Origin of the sequence: Pseudomonas sp. ICMP 460 (assembly GCF_002723595.1) — a bacterium.
Taxonomy (GTDB): Bacteria; Pseudomonadota; Gammaproteobacteria; order Pseudomonadales; family Pseudomonadaceae; genus Aquipseudomonas; species Aquipseudomonas kitaguniensis.
The window spans coordinates 1-20,965 of sequence record NZ_LKBR01000028.1 but is presented as its reverse complement, the minus strand read 5'-3'; the positions used below and the strand labels follow the sequence as shown (position 1 = coordinate 20,965).

The 20,965-nt window shown below is 60.4% G+C and carries 22 protein-coding genes; 5 read left to right on the top strand and 17 right to left on the bottom strand.

All coding sequences use genetic code 11. The features are described 5' to 3' along the window. Positions 1–2 precede the first annotated feature (2 nt). Positions 3–809 (bottom strand): alkaline phosphatase family protein, encoded by an 807-nt coding sequence (locus tag AO240_RS18765; protein WP_099238238.1) that lies wholly within the window; start codon positions 807–809, stop codon positions 3–5. A 140-nt stretch (positions 810–949) separates the two neighbouring features. Then, the gene (locus AO240_RS18760) at positions 950–2,017 is read right to left on the bottom strand and encodes an ABC transporter substrate-binding protein (protein WP_099238236.1); all 1,068 of its coding nucleotides are present in this window, start codon (positions 2,015–2,017) and stop codon (positions 950–952) included. A 361-nt stretch (positions 2,018–2,378) separates the two neighbouring features. On the opposite strand from AO240_RS18760, the gene AO240_RS18755 reads away from it, so the two are divergent. Then, the gene (locus AO240_RS18755; protein ID WP_099238287.1) at positions 2,379–3,092 is read left to right on the top strand and encodes a UTRA domain-containing protein; all 714 of its coding nucleotides are present in this window, start codon (positions 2,379–2,381) and stop codon (positions 3,090–3,092) included. 121 nt (positions 3,093–3,213) lie between these two features. Here AO240_RS18755 and AO240_RS18750 read toward each other — a convergent pair whose 3' ends face one another. From AO240_RS18750 to soxR, 9 genes are all read right to left on the bottom strand, one after another. Then, positions 3,214–4,176 carry a metal ABC transporter solute-binding protein, Zn/Mn family gene (locus AO240_RS18750; protein ID WP_099238234.1) on the bottom strand — a complete coding sequence of 321 codons (963 nt, stop codon included), beginning with the start codon at positions 4,174–4,176 and terminating at the stop codon, positions 3,214–3,216. Beyond that, positions 4,176–5,075: a metal ABC transporter permease gene (locus AO240_RS18745; protein ID WP_099238232.1), complete on the bottom strand. Its 900-nt coding sequence runs from the start codon at positions 5,073–5,075 to the stop codon at positions 4,176–4,178. The genes AO240_RS18750 and AO240_RS18745 overlap by 1 nt, the downstream gene beginning before the upstream one ends. Then, positions 5,072–5,818, bottom strand: coding sequence for a metal ABC transporter ATP-binding protein (locus AO240_RS18740; RefSeq protein WP_099238230.1), 747 nt, complete (start codon positions 5,816–5,818; stop codon positions 5,072–5,074). Before AO240_RS18740 ends, AO240_RS18745 begins: the two co-directional genes overlap by 4 nt. Next, the gene (locus AO240_RS18735) at positions 5,815–6,735 is read right to left on the bottom strand and encodes a metal ABC transporter substrate-binding protein (RefSeq protein ID WP_099238228.1); all 921 of its coding nucleotides are present in this window, start codon (positions 6,733–6,735) and stop codon (positions 5,815–5,817) included. Before AO240_RS18735 ends, AO240_RS18740 begins: the two co-directional genes overlap by 4 nt. A 19-nt stretch (positions 6,736–6,754) precedes the next feature. Further along, the gene (locus AO240_RS18730) at positions 6,755–7,315 is read right to left on the bottom strand and encodes a DUF6162 family protein (protein WP_099238226.1); all 561 of its coding nucleotides are present in this window, start codon (positions 7,313–7,315) and stop codon (positions 6,755–6,757) included. Beyond that, positions 7,312–7,647 (bottom strand): hypothetical protein, encoded by a 336-nt coding sequence (locus tag AO240_RS18725; protein ID WP_099238224.1) that lies wholly within the window; start codon positions 7,645–7,647, stop codon positions 7,312–7,314. Before AO240_RS18725 ends, AO240_RS18730 begins: the two co-directional genes overlap by 4 nt. Continuing rightward, positions 7,644–8,183, bottom strand: a complete 540-nt coding sequence (locus tag AO240_RS18720) for a thiamine pyrophosphate-binding protein (protein ID WP_099238222.1) — start codon at positions 8,181–8,183, stop codon at positions 7,644–7,646. The genes AO240_RS18725 and AO240_RS18720 overlap by 4 nt, the downstream gene beginning before the upstream one ends. Next, a complete protein-coding gene (locus AO240_RS18715) occupies positions 8,183–9,382 on the bottom strand; it encodes a PepSY domain-containing protein (protein ID WP_099238220.1) in 1,200 nt (399 codons plus the stop codon). Before AO240_RS18715 ends, AO240_RS18720 begins: the two co-directional genes overlap by 1 nt. Positions 9,383–9,756: 374 nt before the next feature. After that, a complete protein-coding gene (gene soxR, locus AO240_RS18710) occupies positions 9,757–10,200 on the bottom strand; it encodes a redox-sensitive transcriptional activator SoxR (RefSeq protein WP_099238218.1) in 444 nt (147 codons plus the stop codon). Positions 10,201–10,300: 100 nt separating this feature from the next. Between soxR and AO240_RS18705 the strand changes: the two genes are divergently transcribed. Continuing rightward, positions 10,301–10,666 carry an antibiotic biosynthesis monooxygenase gene (locus tag AO240_RS18705; RefSeq protein WP_099238216.1) on the top strand — a complete coding sequence of 122 codons (366 nt, stop codon included), beginning with the start codon at positions 10,301–10,303 and terminating at the stop codon, positions 10,664–10,666. On the opposite strand, the gene AO240_RS18700 is transcribed toward AO240_RS18705, so the two are convergent. From AO240_RS18700 to msuE, 4 genes are read right to left on the bottom strand one after another with little or no spacing between them, the layout of a single operon-like run. Beyond that, positions 10,655–11,758 carry a sigma-54-dependent Fis family transcriptional regulator gene (locus AO240_RS18700; protein ID WP_099238214.1) on the bottom strand — a complete coding sequence of 368 codons (1,104 nt, stop codon included), beginning with the start codon at positions 11,756–11,758 and terminating at the stop codon, positions 10,655–10,657. The genes AO240_RS18705 and AO240_RS18700 overlap by 12 nt on opposite strands. Positions 11,759–11,769: 11 nt before the next feature. Next, positions 11,770–12,957 (bottom strand): acyl-CoA dehydrogenase family protein, encoded by a 1,188-nt coding sequence (locus AO240_RS18695; protein ID WP_099238212.1) that lies wholly within the window; start codon positions 12,955–12,957, stop codon positions 11,770–11,772. A 36-nt stretch (positions 12,958–12,993) separates the two neighbouring features. Continuing rightward, positions 12,994–14,139 (bottom strand): FMNH2-dependent alkanesulfonate monooxygenase, encoded by a 1,146-nt coding sequence (ssuD, locus tag AO240_RS18690; protein ID WP_099238210.1) that lies wholly within the window; start codon positions 14,137–14,139, stop codon positions 12,994–12,996. A gap of 9 nt (positions 14,140–14,148) precedes the next feature. Continuing rightward, positions 14,149–14,712, bottom strand: coding sequence for an FMN reductase (gene msuE, locus AO240_RS18685; RefSeq protein ID WP_099238208.1), 564 nt, complete (start codon positions 14,710–14,712; stop codon positions 14,149–14,151). Positions 14,713–15,110: 398 nt separating this feature from the next. Between msuE and AO240_RS18680 the strand changes: the two genes are divergently transcribed. The 3 genes from AO240_RS18680 (at position 15,111) to AO240_RS18670 (ending at position 18,660) form a co-directional block, all read left to right on the top strand. Beyond that, on the top strand, positions 15,111–15,380 hold the full coding sequence (locus tag AO240_RS18680) for a hypothetical protein (protein ID WP_099238206.1): 270 nt from the start codon (positions 15,111–15,113) through the stop codon (positions 15,378–15,380). A gap of 233 nt (positions 15,381–15,613) precedes the next feature. Beyond that, the gene (locus AO240_RS18675; RefSeq protein WP_099238204.1) at positions 15,614–16,786 is read left to right on the top strand and encodes a cysteine desulfurase family protein; all 1,173 of its coding nucleotides are present in this window, start codon (positions 15,614–15,616) and stop codon (positions 16,784–16,786) included. Positions 16,787–16,851: 65 nt separating this feature from the next. Continuing rightward, positions 16,852–18,660 carry an aminopeptidase P family protein gene (locus AO240_RS18670; protein WP_099238202.1) on the top strand — a complete coding sequence of 603 codons (1,809 nt, stop codon included), beginning with the start codon at positions 16,852–16,854 and terminating at the stop codon, positions 18,658–18,660. Between the two features lie 123 nt (positions 18,661–18,783). Here the strand turns inward: AO240_RS18670 and AO240_RS18665 are convergent, their stop codons facing one another. Then, the gene (locus AO240_RS18665) at positions 18,784–19,065 is read right to left on the bottom strand and encodes a hypothetical protein (RefSeq protein ID WP_058413564.1); all 282 of its coding nucleotides are present in this window, start codon (positions 19,063–19,065) and stop codon (positions 18,784–18,786) included. A gap of 164 nt (positions 19,066–19,229) precedes the next feature. Next, a complete protein-coding gene (rhtA, locus tag AO240_RS18660; protein WP_099238200.1) occupies positions 19,230–20,117 on the bottom strand; it encodes a threonine/homoserine exporter RhtA in 888 nt (295 codons plus the stop codon). Positions 20,118–20,965 lie beyond the last annotated feature (848 nt).

The following is a 20,965-nucleotide window of genomic DNA, read 5'->3' as shown; positions in this document are numbered from 1 at the left end:
GCTCACTTCAACAGCTCCCGGCAGACAGGTTTGTCGTGGGGCACACCGAGCAGTTCGCAGACGGTGCCGCACAGTTCGGTTTGCTTGGGCAGTGCAGTCGGGTCGAAGTTGAACGCCGAGCCCACCACGAACAGCGGCACTTCGCGTTCTTCCGGCAGCAGGCCGTTGTGCGAGCGGTCATTGTTCATGCCGTGGTCGGCGGTCACCAGCACCTGGTATCCGGCATCCAGCCAGCCTTGCAAGTAGTCGGCAAGGATGATGTCGGCCGAGCGCGCGCTGTTGCGGTATTGCGCGGTGTCGAGGCCATGTTTGTGGCCGGCGTCATCAATGTTCATCGGGTGCACCAGCAGAAAGTTCGGCGCGTGTTGGCGGCGCAGGCTTTCGGCGTCGGCGAACAGGTGGGAGTCCGGGTAGTGGTCACTCCAATAGAAATGCCCGTGCTGGATCGCCAGCGCCTTGTCGTCGGTACACCGGTCACGCGCGGCAATAAACGGCGTGCGGTTATACAGCTCGCTGATCCAGTGGTAGGCCGCCGCGGCAGTGCCAAGGCCTGCGTCGGTGGCGTAATGAAAGATGCTGCGCTGGTTGGACAGGCGCGAGACATGGTTGTGGACGATGCCGCTGTCGATCGGTGGCACGCCGGTGAGGATGCATTCATACAGCGGGCGGGATAAGGCCGGTAGCTCACATTCCAGTTTGTAAAGCGCTGCGCGTCCTGCGCCGATATAGGCCTGAAGGTGCCCCATTGCATGTCGGGCAACTTCGTAGTTCAGGCCGTCGAGCACCACCAGGATGACGTTGTGCTTCATAGGGGCTGGAGCTCCGCAACGAATGGTTAGCGGGTTCAAGTGTGGGAGCAGGTGTTTGCGCGATCAGGCTTATGTGGGAGCAGGCTTTCGCTTACACACACAAGCCTGTTCCCACAAAGCCCGCTGCTACACCGACCGGCTTACTGCATATTGATGATGACTTCTTCCTGCCACTTCTGCGGCAGTGCCTTGGAGGTTTTTTCCCAAGCGTCGGCATCCTTGATCGGCATGGCTTTTTTGTACTGCTCGTTCGGCAACAGGTTGGCTTGGACGTCTGCCGGCAAGGTCAGGTGCTCGGCACGAATTGGACGGGCGTTACCGCGCGCAAAGTTGATTTGGCCAGCGTCGCTGAAGCTGTATTCACGCGTCAGTTTGGCGGCGTTCGGGTGCTTGGCGTACTTGTTGATGATGGTGGTGTAGCCGGAAATTACCGAGCCGTCCGATGGGATCAGCACCACGTAGTCATCCGGGTTGGCCATTTTGGCTTTGTAGCTCAAGCCGTTGAAGTCCCAAACCACGCCTACTTCGACTTCGCCTTTTTCCATGGTGGCGATGGTCGGGTTAGCCAGCGACAGGCGACCTTGCTTGGCGATTTCGGCAAACATCAGCAGCGCAGGCTGGATGTTTTTCTCGTCGCCACCGCTGGCCAGGGCCGCCGCGAGTACGCCGTTGGCGGCTTGTGCGGCGGTGCCGACGTCACCGATGGAGACCTTGTATTTGCCGGTCTTCAGGTCAGCCCAGCTTTTTGGTGCTTCGGAGCCGTGCAGCAGTTTTTTGTTGACGATGAACGCGATAGTGCCGGTGTAGGCCAGTGCCCAGTTGCCGTCTTTATCTTTCGCCCAATCCGGTACTTGCGCCCAGGTGGTGGGTTTGTACGGCTGAGCCACGCCCTGTTTCACCGCAATCGGGCCGAAGGCTGCGCCGACGTCACCGATATCGGCGCTGGCGTTGTCTTTCTCTGCCGCAAACTTGGCGAGTTCCTGCGCCGAGCTCATGTCGGTGTCGGTGTGCTTGAGGCCGTAGATTTTGGTCAGGTCGTCCCACGTGCCTTTCCAGTTGGCCCAGTCATCGGGCATGCCGACGCTGTTGACGGCGCCTTCCGCTCGGGCGGCGGCTTCGAGCGTTTTTAGATCGGTATCAGCGGCCATGGCGGCGGTGCACATGGCAAGGGTCGAGCCTAACAGTGATGCCAGGAAAAGCTGTTTCATCCGAAGCTCCTTTGGGCGTGTTCAACGCTGCGTTTTTATCGACGTTTGCGGTGGTGTTGGTCTAGGTCAGCAATACCTGAGCCAATCTAGGCGCGATGGATGACAGTTTCATGTCGATGTCGTTTTTCAATCGCCTGTGTCGCTCAGTTCAGACTCAGCGTAGACCATGCTCAAGTGCCCGCCTGCCCTGGACTTGGCCGATGTATTGCAGGGTGTGCGCAGCGTGCGCCGCAAGGCAGGGCAGGGGCTGTCATCTGTCGGTCATCTGCACTGCCTAGGCTTACAGGCAACAGCAAAAGCCTGAATAACGTGTGGTTTACGCACCGGTAAGGTGCTGGTCTAGTCCAGATAGGGAATGTTGATGCGCGATGAGGCAATCAAGGCAGTGACCTCTATTGGCATGGCGCTGCAAGAGCAGATCGACCACGGCCTGTTGCCGCCTGCGGGTAAATTGCCCGCCGAGCGCAAGCTCAGCGAGTTGTTTGGTACCACTCGCATCACCGTGCGTGAAGCCTTGTTACAGCTTGAGGCCCAAGGCCAGATTTATCGCGAAGAGCGCCGTGGCTGGTTTGTCTCGCCGCCCCGGCTGGCTTACAACCTGATACAGCGCAGCCACTTCCACGCGATGGTCAGCGACCAGGGGCGGGTGGCGTCGACCGAGGTGATCTCGGCGCGGCTGCAGCCGGCGTCGGCGGCGGTGTGTGCATGGTTGCAGTTGCCGGCGTTATCGAGCGTGATTCAGATTTGCCGTTGTCGGCGGATTGATGGGCGCTTGGTGCTGTATGTGGAGCACTACCTGAACCCGCAGTATTTTCCGGGGATTTTGGCGTGCGACCTGACCCAGTCGATGACCGAGCTATACGCACGTAAGTACGACCTGCACTACGGCCGTGTGCGTTTCGAGATCGTGCCGACGTCATTGCCGGTGGAAGCCGCCGCCGCCTTGCGCGTGTCGGTGGGCAGCCCGGGCTTGCGCATCGCCCGGGTTAATTATGACCAGCATCAGCGGTTGATCGACTGCGACCTGGAGTTTTGGCGGCATGATGCAATTCATGTCGGGGTGGACGTGGTTTAAGCCCGTGGCAAACGGCCTCGCTATGGCAAATGAGCTTGCTATGGCAAGCGGGCTGTTGTGGCGATCGGGCTTGCTCGCCACAGTAAGCCTGCACAACACAGCAAGCCCGCTTCCACATCGCCTAGGGGCTGAGGGTTTTGATCACGTGGTCGACATTGGTTTCAAGCTCCGTCACCGGGTCCGCGCCGTCGACGTTCAATACCAATAGCTGTGCACCGCCCGCCGTTACTGCCGCGTAAACCGCGTCACTCGGCTGCCGGTGATGCAGCACCAGCGCTACCTCGCTGTCCTTCAAGCTGGCGCTCAATTCTCGCAACGCCTCAGGCGTCCAATCGGCATCTGGCCGTGCGTCGGTACTGATCACTTCCAGGTTCAAGCTGCTGACCAAATACGCGAAGTGATCGCTCAGGCTGATCACGCTGAGGTTGTCCGCCTTGGCCAGCCGCGCTTCGCTGTCGGCGCTGAGTTTGAGCAGGCGCTGTTTGAGGGCGGCAAGGTTGGCGTCGATGCTCGGTTTGGCGGCGGGGGCGAGGCGGCTGAGGTCGGCGGCCATCACATCGGCCATGCGCCCCATATTGTTGCTCGACTGCCATGGCTGGCTGTTCAGGCCATCGGCACTGCCCGGTTGCACGGCGATACCCGGCAAACCGCCGTCCACCGGGCGCGCGGCGTCGATTTCGACGATGCGCACATTGCTGCGCCGTGCGACGGGGTACAGCGGGTCGTCCGGCCACAGGGAGCGCAGGCCGATGGCGGCGTCGGCGTCGTGCGCCAGCGTGTGCAGGGCCGGGGCACCACGGCCGGTAAAATAAGACACCTGGCGCGAGCCCGGCAGGTTCGCCGGGGCGGCGCGCTCAAGCTTCACGTCGGTGCCCTTGAGCAGCACCTCGGCCAGACCGTAAGTGACCGGGAGCGAGGCCAGAACCTTCACCGGCTTTATCGATTTGGCTTTGGTCAGCGCGGCGTTGCCGAGGCCGTGATGGGCGGTGAAGTCCCTGGGCTGGAAGCCATCCACCGCGGCCAGCGCCGAGGTACTGATCAAGCAAGCGATGGCCAAGGCCAGTGGGCGAAACACAGGGCGCATTATCCAAGATTCCCTTTGAGGCTGGGTACGGTGCCGCGCGCGATGGCGGCGAAAGCGAAGGCGATACCGGCCACCAGAATGATCGCGGCTCCGGACGGGATGGGCAGGTCGAAGATGATCGGCAGCAGAATGCCGCACAGCGTGCTCAGCGTGGCGATTACCACCGAGACCCAGAAAAAACCTTTGAGCGACTGGCTCAGCAGGCGCGCCGCAGCGGCGGGAATCACCAGCAGCGCGCCGACCAGAATCGCGCCGATCACCTTGACCGCCGCCACGGTGATCAACGTCACCAGAATCACAAACAGGTAATCCAGGGTCTTCACCGCCACACCGCGAACGGCGGCCAATTGCGGATTAAAGCTTGCCAGCATGATGCGGTTGTACAGCGGCAATGCGAGGACCATCACCAGCGAACCAACGATGGCCAGCACCAGTAAATCGTTGCCGTTGACGGTCAGCACCGAACCGAACAACACATTCTCCAGAATGTGCACGTTGATCTTGCCCGCCAGAATCAGCAGCAGGCTCGCACCCAACGCCAGCGACACCGAGAGGAATACGCCGATGAGGGTGTCCGGCGCCAGGCCCGTGCGGTTGCGCAGATAATTGAGCAGGATGCCGAACAACAGGCAGTAGCCGAACAACGCGCCGTATGGCCCGGTGTACGGTTCACCGAGCAGAATGCCCACGGCCACGCCGGTCAGCGCGGCATGCCCGACCGCCTCGGAGAAAAACGCAAAGCGCTTGACCACCACCAGCGTGCCCAAACCGCCCAGCACCGGGCCGATCAGCAAGCCCGCGAGCAAGGCGTTGACCACAAAACCGTAGGCCAGCGCTTCCGGCAAATAGCCGGAAGAGGCCCAGCCCTGAACCATCAAACGAAACGCTTCATAACTCATTGCGCCGGGCTCCTGGGGTGAGTGGAGAACAGGGTCAGCAGGCGGTCCGGGGTCAGCGCCTGTTTTGGCGAGGCGTCGAACAGCACGCGGCGGTTCAGGCCGGTGACGCGATCTGCGAGGCGGCCAACCGCTTCCAGGTCGTGTTCGATCCACAGCACGGTGATCCCGGCCAGGCGCCAGTCACTCAACAAACGCTCAAACACCTGGATACCGGCTTCATCGAGGGCCGACATCGGTTCATCCAGCACCAGCAGTTTTGGCGCGGGGATCAGGCCTTGCGCCAGCAGCACGCGCTGGCGCTCGCCGCCCGACAACGCACCCATGCGGCGCTTGCGTTTGTCCTGCATGCCAACCCGTTCCAGCGCTTCGCCAATAGCGCCAGCGGTGTGTTTGGACAGCCCCAGAAATGCCGGGCGTCGCTGACACATGGCCGCCATGAAGTCGTCGACGGTCATCGGCAAGCCGCGGTCGAATTCCAAGGCTTGCGGCACATAACCGATGGTGCCGGGTGCAGTCGGCCAGTGCAGGCGCAATTGCCCCTGGTGCGGCGTTTGCCCCAGCAGCGTTTTTATCAGCGAACTTTTACCGCCTCCGTTCGAGCCTACCAGCGCGTGGATGCTGCCCGGTTGCACCTGAAAACTCACCGCATCCAGAATCACCGTGCGACCCAAGGTCAGCGACACGTTATCGAACTCAATGGTCGGGCCAGTGCTGGCCACGGTCAGTTGTTGCGCCGCCGTCATGCGCCCGACTCCTGAATCGCCCGCACCACCGTGTTGAGGTTGCCGGTCATTTCCACTTCGTACTTCTCAGCCGTGTATTCGCCGTAGGAAATATGCGACAGCGGGTACAGCTTGACCCCGGATTCACGCTGGATCGTCTCGACGTAAGTGGAGGGGAAATCCATCTCCGAGAAGATCACCTTCACATCCAGCGCGCGCAGTTCATCGATGGTCTTTTTCAACTGGCTGGGGCTTGGCTCGATACCATGGGCCGGTTCAACCACGGCGGTGACTTCCAGGCCAAACTCGCGCAGCAGGTAGTCGTAGGCCGCATGCACCGTGGCCACGCGCAAATCCGGGTTGGGCGCGCTGGTCAGCTTGGCCAGCGCATCGGCACGCATCTGGCGCAGGCGTTTGCCGTAAGCGCGGGCGTTTTGCGTGTAGGCCTTGGCGTTGTCCGGGTCCAGCTTGCCGAGTTCGCGGGCGATATTATTGACTTGGGCAATCGATGCGCTGATCGACAGAAACGTGTGCGGGTTGACCACCTTGCCGGCGCCGCGCGCAGCATTCCCGGTCGCGGCCAGCAGTGGCACGTTGGCGTTGGCCTCGATCACCGCAATGTCCGGGCGCTCGCTGGTGGCGATCATGCGGTCGGCGAAATCGTCATGGCCAACGCCGTTGAGCACAATCACGTCGAGTGTGCCGATGCGTTTGATGTCTTCGGCCCGTGGCTCGTAGGCGTGGGGGTTGAAGCCGGCCGGGATCAATGGCACCACGTCGGCCTTGTCACCGACGACATTAGCCACGTAGCTGTAATAAGGGTGCAGGGTGATGCCGATGCGCAGGCGTTTTGCGCCCTCGGCATTCGCCAGGGGCGCGAACATCAGGCTGAACAGGCTGAGCAGTAACAGGCGCAACAGGGGAGATGAAATAGACATGGGCACTCGGGCTTCTCGTTCAGTGACGCTGCTGGCGGGTGACGCCGGCATCGAATTGCGCGACGACCTGCTGCCAGCCGGCAGCGATCAGCGCCGGGTCAGTCAGGTCGGAGGGGGCCGCCGGGTTGGCTTGGCGGTTGAGCCAGATGTCCGGCTCGGCGCCGTGCACGCGCATCAGCAGCGAGCCGCTGGTGCCGGGCGCTTGGCTCAGGCCGAGGTAGGCCGCAGGCTCAAGCAATTGCCAGCGATGGTTGCCACGGCTGACCGAGCTGGCGTCTTGGGCAAACGGTGCGAAACCCTCTTCGGCCAATTGCTCAGGCGGCGGCAGGGCGCTTTGCTCCTGTTGCAGCAGCTGGATTTCATCCAGCGTCACCCGCAGGTCGGCGTAGATACCTTGCTCGGCGGCGCTCAGGTCGCGGCGCGCGTCCAACTGGTGGCTGGGCACGGCGACAACGGTTTGGGTTTCAGCGTGCAGCGCCACCACCGTGCCTGACACCGCGAGGATGATCAGGCATAACAGCAGCACATAGAGGGTTTCATGGCCGGCACCGGCGGGGCGTACAACCTGGGTGGTACTCATTGGGAAGGGATGTCCGCTTGGTCGATTTCAACGACATGGCCGGGGCCTGCGTCAAACAGTACATAGAACTCGGCCGATGGCTTCTTGAAGGTCAGGGTCGAGTCCTGCCCGAGTTTGCCCGGCAGCAGGATGGTTTCGTCGTAGCCGATTACGTCCAGCGTCACCCCCGGTGCACCACTGCCGTCGGAGAAACCGCCGGTGCACTGGATCTGTTCGCCGGCGACTTCCTTGCATTCGCACATCGGGTTGTGGGCCAGCGCCGGGGTACTGAAACCGGCTGTGAGCAACAGCGCGGCGCAGACACGCGCGCGGGTCAGGCGCATTAACGTCATGGTTTGACTCCTTGCTTGTTCAACCAGTCAACGGTGGCGGGCGAGGCTTGGCTCAGCGGGATCGAACCCTGGTGCATCGTGCCGTCCCAGCCTTCCATGGTGACCCACAGTTCGGCATCTGCTGGCGTGCGTTCAGGCACCGGCAGCAATGCGCCCATGCGGTATGGCGTACCAAAGAAGATCACCCCGGCGGCGCGCAGGCTGCGCGGTTTGCCGATACGCAAGTAGGTCGCCTTGACCTCCCCGGCGCAGGCACCGCACAGTGCCGCGTTGAAAAATTTCATCGGGCCGGCCGGGTCCGGGCGCGGGCCTTCGATGCGAAACTCGGCGAGGGTCAGGCTCCACGGCCCAACCTTCACCTCGCCGGCGACCCGCTCGCCGATGCCGGTGTCGCCGCGAAACAGCGCGGCGTCGGCAAAATATTTGGGCATAAAACCCAGCGGCACCAGCAACAGCAGCACATTGATGTGGAACCGCCATTTCAGCCAAAAGGCCCGCAGCGGCGAAGATGAGGGTGCAGCGGCGACCTTGCTCATCATTGGCCCTCCGTGGTTTCAGCGTGCATTGCAGGAATGGCTGCGGGTTGGCGCTGCATCTTATGGCTGCGCTTGAATGCATTAAGGGTGGCCAGCGCGGTGCGCTTGGTCCAGATCAGCAGGCCGCTCAACACCATCATGCTCAGCAGCAGGCCGAAAAATGCCCAGATCAGCTTGATCCACAGGCCACCAAAGTCACCGGTGTGCAGCGGGCGCATGGATTCGGTGACGAACTCCAGCGTCGAACGGTCGGAGAGCAAATGCGACACAGCGATTTCGCCGCTGTAGGGGTTGAGTTGCGCCGTCTGGAACATCAACGGGTACCAGCCGCGCCCGCCAATCTGCAGGTGGCTATAGGCATTGAGGGGCAGGAACACAAAGCTGGCATCCAGCCCCGGGATGCGCTGGGTGGCAATTTTGATTGCTTCGTCCAGCCCAATCATCGGCGCAGGTACACCGGGTGCGGACATCGGCACTTTCTCCCGCGCAATCACTGGCACCACAGGTTCGCTGGAGATGGAAATCTGGTTATCGCCGAGGATCGCCTGGATCAAAAACCAGGTGCCGGTGATCGATATGACCGCGATAAACCAGATCGACCAGATACCGCTCAGGCGGTGGAAGTCGCCCCAGAAGATTCGCGCGCCGTGGCGGATACGCAGGGTTGGCCGCAGAAAACCCTTCCAGAAACGCTTGTACACCACCAGCCCGGTCACCAGCGACGCCAGCAGCGGCAAGCCAAGCGCCGAGACCAGATACCAGCCCCAACTGAAGCCATTGGTGAACGGCACCAACCACCAGCCGTGCAGCGCGCGGGTAAATTGTTTGAAGTTGAAGGACGGGCTGATGCCCTGGATCGCGCCGTTGTAGGGGTTGACGTAGACCTCCACGGAACGCCCGTCCGGGTAGCTGAGGTCGACACTCAAGGCGAAGTGCGTTTCATCCGGGCGCACAATGGACTGCACGATGACCCGGGGTTCGGCACGTTTGATGGCAGCGATTACCTGGTCATAGCTGAGCAACTCGGCGTTATCCGACGGCTTGCTCGCGCGTATATCCGGGTTGGCCAGCCACACGATTTCCTGGCTGACCACCGCCAGCGTGCCGGTGACGCAGACGATCAGTACAAAAAACCAGATGGGCAATGCCAACCAACTGTGTACGAGAAACCAGAGTTTTGAGCGTGACTTCTTCGACATGTGAATGCGGGTCTTGATCGGAGGGGGCAAAGTGGCCCGGAAAAGGCCGGTCGTAGCTTTTGCTGACGCGACTGGCTGTATCTAAGTTAAGACGGATGAGAAACGCAAAACCCCAAGGCAAACATGAAAGCAAATGTTTCAGGCTTGCCCGGCATCGATTTACCGGCGTTGCCGCAAGCGGGCTTTTGTGGGTAGCAGGTGTTTGTGGGGAACGGGCTTTTGTGGCGAGCGGGCTTGCTCGCGTTGGAATGCGCAGCGCTCCGGCTTTTTTGCGGCCGCTACGCAGCCCAACGGGAGCAAGCCCCCTCGCCACAAGGGGCGGATCAGGCCTTGCCGATTGAGCGGGTTTCCACATCAAGGCCTTGCACACTGAGTTATGCAGACGGCTCCAACAACTGCGCCCCTGGCCCGTGTTCGCCAAGTTGATCATCCTGGTTACGCAGCGGGCACGCTTGCAAAGACAAACACCCGCAGCCGATACAGCCGCTGAGTTTGTCGCGCAGCAGCAACAATTTGTTGATGCGCTCATCCAGATCCTCTCGCCACTGTGCCGACAAGCGCTCCCAATCGTGCGTGGTGGGCGTGCGCCCGTCCGGCAGGGTTTGCAACGCCTCACCAATCGTCGCCAGCGGAATGCCGAGGCGCTGGGCGATCTTGATCACCACCACGCGGCGCAACACATCGCGTGGGTAGCGCCGCTGATTGCCGGCATTACGATTGCTCTTGATCAGCCCCTTGGACTCGTAGAAGTGCAGGGCGGTAACCGCGACGCCACTGCGGGCGGCCAACTGGCCGACGGTAAGTTCTTTTTTCAGCATGCACACCCCCGAATCAACACTTGACCTCGACTTAACTAGAGGTTTTACCCTGCGCTGCATCGAATCGCAAGATTTTGCCTACAGAGAAAGGGGAGTGTTCATGCAGGTATTAGAGAAGAATCGCGGTTTTACGCAGTTGATCGAGTTTCAGATCGAGCCTCGGCAGCAGCTCGCCCTGGTGGCGGCCTTGTCCATCCAAAGCGAGCGCCTGGCGCATGGCAATCGTGGCTTTATTAATGCGAGCGTGCAGGTCAGCGATGACGGGCGACGGGTGCTCAATTACCTGCAATGGCGTTCGCGCGAGGACGGCGAGGCGGCCTTTAAGGGCTTTGAGCAGGGCGCGGAAGATTTCTGGACGCTGATTCGCGCCCACCAGGCCACAGCGGTGACCTTCGGTTCGTTCCAGGTGCTGCGCAGCTTTGAGCGCAGCCATGACAACGCGTTGCACTGCCGCCTAAATGGATAGGTGCAGCATCCGCTCGCCCTGCACATTTTCCCCGGGCCTGCGCTTGTTCACCGCCAACTCGCCGATTTTGATCAGCCGCGTGCGCGTGACGTTGCGGCTCAGGCCCAACAGGTTGGCGGTGTGCACTTGGTTGTAATGGCTGAAACGGTAGGCTGCGCGCAATAGCGCGTCTTCGACCTTTTCATGCAGGGCGCCCGCCTGTTCCTCAAAGAGCTTTTGAAAGGCCCGCGCCAACAACGCTTCGGCGCTGTTATCGGTGCCGTGCTGGCTGTCGTCCTGACGCTCGATGCGCATGTTCGACAGGCGCAGGTCGTCGCGTTCAATCACGCCGTTACGGCAGATGAGCAGCGTATGGTGAATCACGTTTTCCAGCTCGCGGATATTCCCCGGCCAACTGTAGCTTTTGAGTTTGTGCTCGGCCTCGCGGCTGATGGTGATCGGGCCATAACCCAGGCGCCGACTATAAGCTTCAATAAAATGCCGGGTCAGTGGCAGGATGTCGCCGGGGCGCTCGCGCAGCGGGCTCAGTTCCAGGCTGACCACGTCGAGGCGGTAGTAGAGGTCTTCGCGAAAGTGCCCGGCGTTGATGGCCTTTTCCAGTTGCACATTGGTCGCGGCGAGTACGCGCACATCAATTGGAATGCTCTTGCGCGAACCCAGGCGCACCACTTCGCGCTCCTGCAGGACGCGCAGCAATTTGACCTGAATCGCCATCGGCAAATCGCCGATTTCATCGAGGAACAAGGTGCCGCCGTCAGCTTCTTCAAACCACCCGGCCTTGGCGCTGAGGGCGCCGGTAAAGGCGCCTTTTTCATGGCCGAACAGTTCGGCTTCCACCAGCGATTCAGAAAACGCGCCGCAGTTGACCGCCACAAACGGCCGGTTGCGCCGCGCGCTGAGGTTGTGAATATGGCGCGCCACCAGCTCTTTACCGGTGCCGGTTTCGCCGATAATCAGCACGCTGGCTTCGCTGGGTGCCACTTGCTCGATATGGTCGAGCAGCGCTTGGGATTTCGGGTCTTCGAAGACCTGCGCCGTGGCGCGTATCGAGGTCGCAAGGGCGGGCGAGGGCGGTAGGGTTAAAAGCTGCATGGGCACCTCTCTCAGGAGTAGAACGTCGGAATCGGCAGGGACTGGTTCAACGCCCAGTCCCCGAGTTCGTGGAGTTTGTAGTCCACCGGGTCGTGCAAAGTTTGTGTGCGCAGGTTGCGCCAATGGCGGTCCAGGCGCAGCGAGGCGTGGGTTGAACGTGCGCCGGTGACTTCAAACAGGCGGCTGCACAGGTCGAGGCCTTGACGCGTGGCGGCGACTTTGGCGGTGGCAATCGCAATCGCCAGTTGGCCGCGTTCGTCTTCGCTGAGGTTGGCGCCTTTGGCCCACGCCTGATCGAGCCGCTCGCCAGCGCGTTCCACCAGCAGGCGCATGCCTTCCAAAGCCACCCAGAATTCGCCGTAGTGGTGCAATACGTAAGGGTCCTGGCGCACGTCGACGGCTGAGGATTTGTGCCACGCACGGGTTTCGGTCAGGGTGTAATTGCGTGCTTCTGCAAAGGCGCCTTCGGCAATTCCGAGAAACATGTTTGTGAAGGTCAACTGCGCGATCAGTGGTCGCAGGCAGGCGTAGGGTGTGCTCAAAGGGCCGGGGTCCAGCAGCAATTCCGACTCCTCGACGCGCACCCGTTCGAAGCTGGCGCTGCCGCTGTCGGTTTGGCGTTGGCCGATGTTGTTCCAGTCGTTGTGCAAGGTGATGCCGCTGCGCCCGCTGGGGATGGCCGCGATCAACAGCTTGCCGCCAGCGCTTTCATCGACTGCCGAGGCGATGAGCATTTCTGAGTCGCTGGCGCCGGAGCAGAAACTTTTCTTGCCGGAGAATTCGCGCCAGCCGCCGAAATCCTTGACCACCGTGCGCGTATCCAACGGGTTGAGGGCGTTACCCCAGAACCAGTTTTTGCGCGCGGTTTGTTCAAACCACGGCTGCCATTGGTCCGGGCGTGCAAACAGGCGCACGGTGGCGAGCATTAAGTGGTGAAAGCCGAAAACGTGGGCAATCGAGCTGTCGACCTTGGCGAATTCGCGCACGATGCCAAGGGTTTCGCTCCAGCGCGCGCCGAGCCCACCGTATTGGCGGGGAATGCTCAGGGCCAACAGGCCACTTTGGCGCAAGGCGTCACGCTCGGCTTTGGGGGTGCCACCGCGCTCGTCGCGTTCGACGGCGCTGACGGCGAACTCGGCGGCCAGCAATTTGGCGGTCTGCAAAGGCGACGGCAGGACGCTATGGGGTTTGGCTGTCACGCGGTGTTCCTCACTATTGAGCGACTGTCAGTGTTCTCAGGCTTTATTCGTCGCGGGCAGTACATCGTTGGCAATCATTTCGCCGAACGGCCCAGTGAGGTTAGTGACGCCGCGCCCGGCAAGGCTCGCGTAGGGTTCGGGCAACAGCGGGAACACCAATTCGGCAAAGCGATACGCCTCTTCCAGGTGCGGGTAGCCGGAGAAGATGAAGCTTTCGATGCCCAGGTCTGCGTATTCCTTGATGCGCTCTGCGACTTGTTGAGGGTTACCCACCAAGGCCGTGCCTGCGCCGCCGCGTACCAGGCCGACGCCGGCCCACAGGTTTGGCGCGATTTGCAGGTTGTCGCGGCGCCCATCGTGCAAGGCCGCCATGCGTCGCTGGCCTTCGGAGTCAAAGCGCGAAAACGACTTTTGTGCGGCGGCGATGGTTTCGTCGCTGATGTGCTCGATAAGTTTGTCGGCGGCCTTCCAGGCCTCTTCTTCGGTTTCGCGCACGATCACGTGCAGGCGAATGCCGAACTTTACCGAGCGCCCGTGGCGTGCGGCGCGTTCGCGTACATCGGCAAGTTTTTCCGCAACGGCGGCAGGCGGCTCGCCCCACGTGAGGTACACGTCCACCTGTTCGGCGGCGAGGTCATGGGCGGCGTCGGAGGAACCGCCGAAGTACAGCGGTGGATAAGGCTTCTGCACCGGTGGGTAAAGTGCCTTGGCGTTGTGCACACGCAAGTGTTTGCCTTCGAAATTTACCGATTCGCCCTGCAACACGCGGCGCCATATCTGCAGGAATTCGTCGGAGACTTCGTAGCGTTCGCTGTGGTCGAGGAAACTCCCGTCGCCGCGGTTCTCGTCGGGGTCGCCGCCGGTCACCACGTTGATCAGCAGGCGGCCGTTGGACAAACGGTCCAGTGTTGCAGCCATGCGCGCCGACACCGTGGGCGAGATGATGCCCGGACGAATCGCCACCAGGTAGCGCAGGCGTTCTGTCAGCGGTACCAGCGCCGAGGCAATGACCCACGAGTCTTCGCACGAGCGTCCGGTAGGAATCAACACGCCGTAGTAACCGAGGCTGTCAGCGGCTTGCGCGACTTGCTTCAGATAATTGAGCGTGACCGGGCGTGCCCCTTGGGTGGTGCCCAGGTAATGACCGTCGCCGTGGGTTGGCAGAAACCAGAAAACATCCATGACAAATCCTTAGGCTATTTTCAGCAGAGAAGGGGAGTGCGCGGCAAACAAAGGCGCTGCACGTTCTGTGGCCAGTTGGATACGGGCTTTCAGCAACTCACTGGTAATTTGGTAGTCGGTGAAATCGGCTTCGGTGGCGTACACGCCGATTGGCAGGGTCAGTGCCTGGAAGAAGCTGAACAGCGGGCGCAGTTGGTGATCAATCACCAGTGCGTGTCGCTCGCTGCCCCCGGTCGCCGCCAGCAGCACCGGCGTATTGATCAGCGCGTTTAGGCCGATCAGGTCGAACAGGTGTTTGAGCAAGCCAGGGTAAGAGCCGCGATACACCGGCGCGGCGACGATCAGCAAGTCGGCCTGTTCGATGGCCAACAGTTGCGCTTCGACCTCCGCCGGCAGTTCATCGCGCGACAGTGCGCCGCCCAACGGTCGGGCAATATCGCCCAGCTCGATCAGCGTGGTCTGTATCGGCAGTATGCTGGCCAGTTCGGCCAACACCGCTTGGGTGAGTACCAGGGTTCGCGACGGGCGCCAGGTTCCGCCGGAGACGGCAACCACATTCAGGGGACGGGTCATAAACAGTTCCTTTTTCAACAGTGGTTCGTGGCAAGTGAGGTGGAACCGATTGAGCAAGAGCTGTACCAACGGCTCAAAGCCCCGATTGGCGTGGGCTGCAGGCTCACTGTTGAAAATTCAAGCTGTTGGGTGTCTGGTGTTTTGTTGAATGACTGTTGCCAGTGCAACAGTTGCGTGGCGAACAGTGGGGGTTCTGTGTCGTCATTTATAGAGGCTTGCGTTTATTCCGTAAACGAACGTATTTCCATATTTATAGATCTAAAATGAATATAAGTTCTTCGGTATCGAAAAGGCCTGAACGGTTGATAGCGACTATCACGGGCGATGATTTTTCAGCGTGAAGCAGCGGGAGTAGCCTGTGCTCATTGACTTCAAACCTCCTTCGCAGGGCCTTCACGATGAACCGCTTTCTCGCTGTTTCGCTTTTAGTTGTCAGCTCCGTGCTCGCAGGGTGTGCGACTCACGCATCGCCTGAACTGCGCCCCTACACCGCTGAAGAATCCACGCAATTGGCTCTGGAAGCCTTGAGCCGTCGAGGCTTGTCGTTTGATGAGTATCAACAGCAGCGTGCTGTACTGACTGGCCAGCCACAGCAGCCGTTTGATTTTGATCGCCAAGGCGAAATGAACGCCGAACGCAGCGTGGCACTGCAGGGTCGTCCCAGTTGAGTCGGCGTTCAGCAGCAAACAGCCCGAGGTCTCCCTTAAGGAACCTCGGGCTTTTTGTTTGCCATTCAGCGACTTCAGCCTGTTAAGCTGAATTTCAGGAGCGTTCCTACGCACATTTGCCTAAAGTGGTCTTTTTTAATGGCATTCGATCGGTTAAACCTGACGACCTCTGTTCCGGTCGATGCCGCCTGAGGCGCTGCTCTCGGGAATATGCTCTGCGAGTCTTAAACGTCATGAATAAACGTCCGCTGTATTTCGACTACGCCGCCACCACGCCGGTGGATGAGCGGGTCATCCAGGTGATGGTCGAGTGTCTGGGCTTCAATGCCAATTTCGGTAACCCTGCGTCCAGTTCCCATGCGTTCGGCCAGGCGGCTCGGCAAACGGTTGAACAGGCACGTCGTCAGGTGGCCGAGTTGGTCGGTGCCCAGCCCGAACAGATCGTCTGGACCTCCGGCGCCACCGAATCCAACAACCTCGCGATCAAGGGCGTCGCCCAGGCGCGCGGCCTTGAGAGTGGCGTGACGGCTGGGCACATCATCACCAGCCAGATCGAACACAAGGCCACGCTGGACACCGCGCGGCAGTTACAGGAAGCCGGGGTCGCCGTGACCTATCTGGTGCCGGACGCCGACGGGCTGATCAGCGCCGAGGCGGTGGCGCAAGCGCTGCGCGAGGACACCTTTCTGGTGTCGTTGATGCTGGTGAATAACGAGCTGGGCACCTTGAACGACATTCTCGGCATCGGCGCACGCGTGCGTGAACACGGCGCGTTGCTGCATGTGGACGCGGCGCAAGGCGCAGGCAAGGTGGCCATCGATCTGGCTGAATGGCCAGTGGATTTGATGTCGTTTTCCGCGCACAAGCTGTACGGCCCCAAGGGTATCGGCGCGCTGTATGTCGGCCCTCGGGCGCAACACAAAGTGCTGGCGCAGATTCACGGCGGCGGCCACGAGGGCGGGTTGCGCTCCGGCACGCTGGCGACGCACCAGATTGCCGGTATGGGCACGGCGTTCGCGTTGGCCGCGCAGTCGTTTGCCGAAGAGAAAGCGGTCATTGTGGCGTTGCGCCAACGCTTGTTGGAGCAGTTGGATACGCTTGGCGGAGTGCGCCTCAATGGCAGCCCTACGCAGCGTATTCCGCACACCTTGAGCCTGACGTTCAGCGAAGGCGAGTTCAATTCAGCCGCACTGAGCGCGGGTATGGCTTTTTCAGCGACCTCTGCCTGTAACTCGGCAAGCAACGCGCCGTCGCACGTGCTTTTGGCGCTGGGGCATGACGCGCGCAGCGCCGGTCGAACCATTCGCTTGAGCCTGGGCCGGTTTACCACCGAACAGGACATCGACCAGGCCGTGCAATTGATCAAAGCCGCGCGCGCCAGTGCACCGGCGTTCTGGGCCGTCTGATTTTTAATCCGCCCCCCGATTTATTCGCAACCTATAACAACTATCAGTGGTTAGCAGGAGACACAATGAGTACGCAGCCTTTGCCCCATGGATCAGTTCCCCAGCGCCTGGCGAATACCCGTGAACTGATGAGTCGCGAGGGCATTCACGCCCTGCTGGTGCCGTCGGCCGACCCGCATTTGTCCGAGTACCTGCCGGGTTATTGGCAGGGCCGGCAATGGTTGTCGGGGTTTCATGGGTCGGTCGGGACGCTGATTGTCACCGCTGACTTCGCCGGCGTCTGGGCCGACAGTCGTTATTGGGAGCAGGCGACCAAGGAACTCAAGGGCAGCGGTATCGAACTGGTGAAGTTGCAACCAGGCCAACCTGGCCCGCTGGAATGGCTGGCCGAGCAAACGCCGCAGGGCGCAGTGGTCGCGGTGGACGGCGCGGTGATGGCCGTGGCGTCGGCGCGTACGCTGGGTAGCAAATTGGCGGAACGCGGCGCGCGTTTACGCACTGATATCGACCTGCTGAACGAGGTCTGGCACGACCGCCCCAGCTTGCCCAACCAGCCGATCTACGCGCATCTGCCGCCGCAAGCGACCGTCAGCCGTGGCGAGAAACTGGCGGCCTTGCGCGCAAGCTTGAAAGAGCAAGGCGCCGATTGGCACTTCATCGCCACCCTGGATGACATCGCCTGGTTGTTCAACCTGCGCGGCGGCGATGTGTCGTTTAATCCGGTGTTTGTGTCCTTTGCCCTGATCAACCAGCAACAGGCCACCTTGTTTGTGGCACTGAGCAAAGTCGACGCTGAATTGCGCGCGGTGCTGGAGCAGGATGGCGTAACCCTGCGCGACTACAACGAGGTGGCGGATGCGCTGCGCAACGTGCCGTCGGGCGCCAGCGTGCAGGTTGATCCGGCACGCGTTACCGCAGGTTTGCTGGAAAACCTCGATTCGGGCGTCAGGCTTGTTGAAGGGCTGAACCCGACCACGCTCGCCAAATCCCGCAAGAGCCTGGCGGACGCCGAGCATATCCGCCAAGCCATGGAGCAGGACGGCGCCGCCTTGTGCGAATTCTTCGCTTGGCTGGAGAGTGCACTGGGCCGCGAACGCATTACCGAGCTGAGCATCGACGAACACCTGACCGCGGCGCGTGCGCGCCGCCCCGATTATGTGTCGCTGAGTTTCAATACCATCGCCGCGTTTAACGCTAACGGTGCGATGCCGCACTACCATGCCACCGAAGAAGAACACGCGGTGATCGAAGGCGATGGCTTGCTGCTGATCGACTCCGGCGGCCAGTACTTGGGCGGCACCACAGATATTACGCGGATGGTGCCGATCGGTACGCCAACTGATGAGCAGAAGCGTGACTGCACGCGGGTGCTGAAGGGCGTGATTGCCTTGTCCCGTGCGCAATTCCCCAAAGGTATCCTGTCGCCACTGTTGGATGCCATTGCGCGTGCGCCGATCTGGGCCGAAGGCGTGGACTACGGCCATGGCACCGGCCACGGCGTAGGCTATTTCCTGAATGTGCATGAAGGCCCGCAGGTGATCGCCTATCAAGCCGCCGCGGCGCCGCAGACCGCGATGCAGCCAGGCATGATTACCTCGATTGAACCGGGCACTTATCGTCCGGGCCGTTGGGGTGTGCGCATCGAAAACCTGGTATTGAACCGCGAGGCGGGCAAGACCGAGTTTGGTGAGTTCCTCTCGTTTGAAACCCTCACCTTGTGCCCGATCGACACCCGTTGCCTGGAGTCGTCGTTGCTGACGGCGGACGAGCGCGAATGGTTTAACGCTTACCACGCCGAAGTGCGTACGCGTTTGAGCCCGTTGCTCAGTGGCGCAGCGCTAGAATGGTTGCAGGTGCGTACTGCGGCGATTTGATCGGCTGCAGTTCAGGGGCTTGGGCCTGGGCTTCGGCGATACAGTCGCCGTACGCCTGGCCCCGGGCCGCTGTCATAGACATTCAAGAAGGGCGGAGCAGCCGGGAATGCACTGCTCGGGCGTTCACTTACAGATGACAATCATGCTGCGGCTGGTGTAGCCGGCAGGGTTGAGGCCGAAGGGGTACTCACCAGGCTCTTCCGAATTGTCACCCGACTTGGCAATAACCCGGTAACCCTTGGTACCACATGAGCTTGCTGCACTGGTGTAGCACTGGTCCCAGGAGGAGGACAGCCCGGAACAGTTGATGTGTAGTCCTTTTTTGCCCCGTTTCACTTCTGTCTTGGTGGTCGCAGCACAGCCAACAATGCTCACGACCATTAACAGTATCAAAATTTGCTTCATTACTATCCTTAATAGCCGCTTCGCAAAAAGGCTCGAAGCAGGCTCTACTCGCTCTCGGTTGTAGTTCAGCTGTCCCTGTCGAAATTCTCCATGCAAGACTTTCGTTTACGGCCTAAACATGGCCTAAAAGGGCGCCAAATACCAGCGCTACCTTTTAACCATCATCAGTCGGCTGGCACCAATGGTTTCGATTCATTACGCATCGTCAGGGTGGCGCCAATGGAGGCCAGAATGATGCAGGTGATGGCCAGCCATTGCGCGAGGGACAACTGTTCTTGCAGGAAAATCAGCCCGGAGAGCGCACCGAATGCAGGTTCGATACTCATCAGGGTGCCGAAGGTGCGCGCGGGAAGGCGCGTGAGCGCGACCATTTCCAGGGTATAGGGCAAGGCTGTGGAGAGCACCGCGACTGCAATTGCAACCGGGATCAATGCGGGCGTCAGCAGTGCGGCGCCGGCGTGGACGATGCCGATTGGCGCAACAAACAAGGCAGCGATCATTACGCCGAGGGCTGCGGTTTGAACGCCATTGTCATTGCCGGCTTTTTGGCCAAACAGAATGTAGAGCGCCCAGCAAATGCCAGCGCCCAGGGCGTAGGCGGCACCGGTCAAGTCGATACCGCTGCTGGTACCTCCGGTTGGGACCAGCAGCAGAAGACCTGCGACCGCAAGCCCAATCCATAGAAAGTCCACCGCTCGGCGCGACGCGTAGAGGGCGACGGCGAGTGGCCCTGTGAATTCCAGCGCTACCGCGATGCCCAGCGGCACTGTGCGCAACGACATATAGAAGAGAAAGTTCATGCCGCCCAGAGCCATCCCATAGATGACTACGGTACGCAGCGACTTGGCTGTCAGCGTGGCGCGCCACGGGCGTAATACAAGCAGCATGATCACGCTGGCAAAAATCAGGCGAAGTGTGGTCGTGCCCTGCGCGCCGACGACGGGGAACATGCTTTTGGCCAGAGAGGCGCCGGACTGGATGGACGCCATGGCGATCAACAGCAGGCCGACAGGAAACAATGCCGAGGCCAGGGCACGGGGTGGGGTGGTCATTGAAGGCGTTCGTCCGAGGTTATATAGAGAGAAGCAGAAGACGCTATGATGCTTAAGCGATCAGTAATGAGCAATATATTGCTCAATAATCTCTGGTGCGTTGACTATATAGGCGGGATTTCCGGTTTTTTGGGCTTATTGCCAGAAAGTTCAAATTAACGGTTGACGGCAGATTCTGGACGTCTATAATTCGCCCCACTTCCGGCGCAGTCGAAACGGAAAACTCCTTGGTAAACAAAGAGTTATGCGAGATTCGACAGCGAGTTGCTTCAGTTCATCGAAGTCTTCCGGCGCAGTCGAAACGGAAAACTCCTTGGTAAACAAAGAGTTATGCGAGATTCGACAGCGAGTTGCTTCAGTTCATCGAAGTCCAGAAGGAGTTGGTAGAGCAGTGTTGTTTGGCTCTATTAGCGTTTCGATCTTCTCGGTCGAAAGCGGAGAAAAAGAGGTGTTGACAGCAGCGTGTAACGCTGTAGAATTCGCCTCCCGCTAACGAGAGATCGNCCAGAAGGAGTTGGTAGAGCAGTGTTGTTTGGCTCTATTAGCGTTTCGATCTTCTCGGTCGAAAGCGGAGAAAAAGAGGTGTTGACAGCAGCGTGTAACGCTGTAGAATTCGCCTCCCGCTAACGAGAGATCGGAAGCGCAAGTGGTTGAAGTTGTTGAAGAATTCTTCGAAAACTTCTGAAAATAATCACTTGACAGCAAATGAGGCTGCTGTAGAATGCGCGCCTCGGTTGAGAAGAAAGATCTTAACCAACCGCTCTTTAACAACTGAATCAAGCAATTCGTGTGGGTGCTTGTGGAGTCAGACTGATAGTCAACAAGATTATCAGCATCACAAGTTACTC

Excerpts from the sequence above, each read along its gene's own strand:
- msuE (WP_099238208.1), bottom strand. The coding sequence starts at position 14,712 with ATGACCCGTCCCCTGAATGTGGTTGCCGTCTCCGGCGGAACCTGGCGC.
- AO240_RS18755 (WP_099238287.1), top strand. The coding sequence starts at position 2,379 with ATGCGCGATGAGGCAATCAAGGCAGTGACCTCTATTGGCATGGCGCTG.
- AO240_RS18670 (WP_099238202.1), top strand. The coding sequence starts at position 16,852 with ATGAGTACGCAGCCTTTGCCCCATGGATCAGTTCCCCAGCGCCTGGCG.
- ssuD (WP_099238210.1), bottom strand. The coding sequence starts at position 14,139 with ATGGATGTTTTCTGGTTTCTGCCAACCCACGGCGACGGTCATTACCTG.
- AO240_RS18760 (WP_099238236.1), bottom strand. The coding sequence starts at position 2,017 with ATGAAACAGCTTTTCCTGGCATCACTGTTAGGCTCGACCCTTGCCATG.
- AO240_RS18750 (WP_099238234.1), bottom strand. The coding sequence starts at position 4,176 with ATGCGCCCTGTGTTTCGCCCACTGGCCTTGGCCATCGCTTGCTTGATC.
- AO240_RS18725 (WP_099238224.1), bottom strand. The coding sequence starts at position 7,647 with ATGACGTTAATGCGCCTGACCCGCGCGCGTGTCTGCGCCGCGCTGTTG.
- AO240_RS18720 (WP_099238222.1), bottom strand. The coding sequence starts at position 8,183 with ATGAGCAAGGTCGCCGCTGCACCCTCATCTTCGCCGCTGCGGGCCTTT.
- AO240_RS18700 (WP_099238214.1), bottom strand. The coding sequence starts at position 11,758 with ATGCAGCTTTTAACCCTACCGCCCTCGCCCGCCCTTGCGACCTCGATA.
- AO240_RS18680 (WP_099238206.1), top strand. The coding sequence starts at position 15,111 with ATGAACCGCTTTCTCGCTGTTTCGCTTTTAGTTGTCAGCTCCGTGCTC.
- AO240_RS18735 (WP_099238228.1), bottom strand. The coding sequence starts at position 6,735 with ATGTCTATTTCATCTCCCCTGTTGCGCCTGTTACTGCTCAGCCTGTTC.
- AO240_RS18665 (WP_058413564.1), bottom strand. The coding sequence starts at position 19,065 with ATGAAGCAAATTTTGATACTGTTAATGGTCGTGAGCATTGTTGGCTGT.
- AO240_RS18705 (WP_099238216.1), top strand. The coding sequence starts at position 10,301 with ATGCAGGTATTAGAGAAGAATCGCGGTTTTACGCAGTTGATCGAGTTT.
- AO240_RS18715 (WP_099238220.1), bottom strand. The coding sequence starts at position 9,382 with ATGTCGAAGAAGTCACGCTCAAAACTCTGGTTTCTCGTACACAGTTGG.
- AO240_RS18740 (WP_099238230.1), bottom strand. The coding sequence starts at position 5,818 with ATGACGGCGGCGCAACAACTGACCGTGGCCAGCACTGGCCCGACCATT.
- AO240_RS18730 (WP_099238226.1), bottom strand. The coding sequence starts at position 7,315 with ATGAGTACCACCCAGGTTGTACGCCCCGCCGGTGCCGGCCATGAAACC.
- AO240_RS18765 (WP_099238238.1), bottom strand. The coding sequence starts at position 809 with ATGAAGCACAACGTCATCCTGGTGGTGCTCGACGGCCTGAACTACGAA.
- soxR (WP_099238218.1), bottom strand. The coding sequence starts at position 10,200 with ATGCTGAAAAAAGAACTTACCGTCGGCCAGTTGGCCGCCCGCAGTGGC.
- AO240_RS18675 (WP_099238204.1), top strand. The coding sequence starts at position 15,614 with ATGAATAAACGTCCGCTGTATTTCGACTACGCCGCCACCACGCCGGTG.
- rhtA (WP_099238200.1), bottom strand. The coding sequence starts at position 20,117 with ATGACCACCCCACCCCGTGCCCTGGCCTCGGCATTGTTTCCTGTCGGC.
- AO240_RS18745 (WP_099238232.1), bottom strand. The coding sequence starts at position 5,075 with ATGAGTTATGAAGCGTTTCGTTTGATGGTTCAGGGCTGGGCCTCTTCC.